Origin of the sequence: Paraburkholderia sp. (assembly GCF_049581445.1) — a bacterium.
In the GTDB taxonomy this organism is placed as follows: Bacteria; Pseudomonadota; Gammaproteobacteria; order Burkholderiales; family Burkholderiaceae; genus Paraburkholderia.
On the sequence record NZ_JBAURZ010000248.1, the window covers coordinates 1 to 2250 of the forward strand.

A 2250-nucleotide genomic window follows, 5' to 3' on the forward strand; every position below is an offset into this window, starting at 1 on the left:
GATTCATTGCACCTGAAATGATCAGGCTTGTGGCTGTCCGTGTTGTCTCGAACGGAAACTCGAGCACGGATGCCGGAGCGACCAGCGGCACATCGTGAGGCGGCTGGTGTCGATGGTGCTGGGGATCCGCTCAAATCTGGCGGCGCAAGGTTGACGGCGGCGTTGCAAACGCGTATGCGCGCGACGAGATGAGGGGCAGGTGGTCCTGGGGATACTGGAGTAAATGGCAAGGAGGTTGACGCAGGGTGCGTCGAAGGGAGCCCGTAGGGCGACTGGAGACGCACCCTGCGTCGCGTCACGCGAGCAGTCTGGGCCGTGATAGAAAGGCGGTTCGCCGAAGAAACAACCGGCGCAGCATCGGCCATCAAGACCTCGCGAGTCAAACCGATGCCGCGCCCACACTGAGTCCGGATGTCAGGTCCGGCGCACCCGTGCGCGTCAATTGTTGCATGGCAGGTGTGCTCTGTCGATGGTCTTCGGCGTTCATCAAGGAACGCCGATGCCCGGAAGAAATTCCTGTGGGATTCAGTCCACAGGCCGCCTGCTGGTGTGCGCCCGTTGCCGGGCGCAGGTCCTCATTTGCGGGCCCTGTGACCGCGGCAACCGCTATTGCCGCGATTGCACCAAAGAGGCCCGGCGGGTCAGTGTGCGCGAAGCCGGCCGCCGGTATCAGCGCAGCCGTCGCGGGCGCTTTGCCCACGCGGCCCGATCGCGACGCCACCGGGCTCGACGCAAAATCGTGACGCATCACGGTTCACCCGCTCCCCCTGCCAATGATGTACTGCAAGCGGACCTGACGACAGGCGCCGCCGTTGCAGTTCAAGCCGATGATCGTACGACGGCGGCGCCAGCGCCGACGGCATCAGCAACGCCGCACTGTCACTATTGTGGCGGCCCGTTGCCACCGTTCGTGCGAACTGGCTTTGTGCGTCGTCGAGGTCCGCGTCGTATTTATTGCTTCGATCGCGGAGACATTCCTGATGACCATAAAAGCTGAACTGGAGGCGCAGATCCTGCGCCTTTACCACGTCGAAAAGTGGCGCTGCGGCACCATCGCGAAGCAGTTGCGTGTGCATCGTCAGACAGTGCAGCGTGTGCTCGCGTATGCGGGGCTGCCACGACACGGACCGCCGCCGCGCCCTTCAATGATTGAGCCGTACCTTCAGTTCATCCAGCAGACACTGGAGACGTTTCCGACGCTGACGGCCAGCCGCCTGTACTCGATGGTACGCGAGCGCGGCTACAAGGGGGCGCCTGACCACTTCCGGCACCTGATTGCGCAACGCCGTCCGCGTCGGGCGGCCGAGGCATTCCTGCGTCTGCGCACGTTGCCGGGAGAACAGATGCAATGTGACTGGGCCCACTTTGGCCACATGGAGATCGGTCGGGCGAGGCGCCCGCTGATGGCCTTCGTGATGGTGCTCTCGTACTCGCGCGACATTTATCTGCACTTCTTCCTCGATGCCCGGATGGAGAACTTCCTTCGCGGGCATGTCGGCGCGTTCACCCATTGGGGTGGGCTCGGGAAGGTCATCCTGTACGACAACCTTAAAAGTGCTGTGCTTGAGCGTCAGGGTGACGCGATTCGCTTCAACCCGAGGCTGCTCGCATTTGCCGGGCATTACCGGTTCGAGCCGCGTCCGGTGGCGGTATACCGCGGTAACGAAAAAGGACGGGTCGAGCGGGCCATTCGCCATATACGCGAAGCGTTCTTCGCGGCGCGCGCCTTCAGGGATCTCGATGATCTGAATGCCCAGGCCGAGCACTGGTGCCGCACCCAGGCGGCCGACCGGCCGTGTCCGGAGGATCGGACCATGACGGTACGCGAGGCCTTCGCGATGGAGAAGCCGTTACTGCTTGCGCTGCCAGAGAACCCTTACCCCGTCGAGGAGCAGCTCGAGGTGAAGGTCGGCAAGCAGCCGTACGTGCGCTTCGACCTGAACGATTACACGATCCAGCACACGCATGTGCGACGTACGCTAAGCGTACGCGCCGACCTGCAGCAGGTGCGCATCTTCGATGGCGCCCAGCTCGTTGCCAGTCACCCCCGCAGCTATGACCGTGATGCGCAGATCGAACTGCCCGAGCACATCCGTGAGCTCAAGGAACGCAAACGCCAGGCGAGCCAGCATCGCGGCGTCAACAGCCTGACGAAGGCCGTGCCGGCCAGCCAGTTGCTGCTCACGCGCGCGGCTGAGCGCGGCGCAAATCTCGGTGGGCTCACGAACGGGTTGCTGCGCCTGCTCGACC

General features: G+C 63.6%; 2 protein-coding genes. One reads left to right on the forward strand and one right to left on the reverse strand.

From position 1 onward, the window contains the following. Positions 1-379 precede the first annotated feature (379 nt). On the reverse strand, positions 380-748 hold the full coding sequence (locus tag WCA85_RS21330) for a hypothetical protein (RefSeq protein WP_424066857.1): 369 nt from the start codon (positions 746-748) through the stop codon (positions 380-382). A gap of 232 nt (positions 749-980) precedes the next feature. Here WCA85_RS21330 and istA point away from each other — a divergent pair. Next, on the forward strand, positions 981-2250 hold a 1270-nt coding region (istA, locus tag WCA85_RS21335), incomplete at its 3' end, for an IS21 family transposase (protein WP_424066858.1).

Excerpts from the sequence above, each read along its gene's own strand:
- WCA85_RS21330 (WP_424066857.1), bottom strand. The coding sequence starts at position 748 with ATGCGTCACGATTTTGCGTCGAGCCCGGTGGCGTCGCGATCGGGCCGC.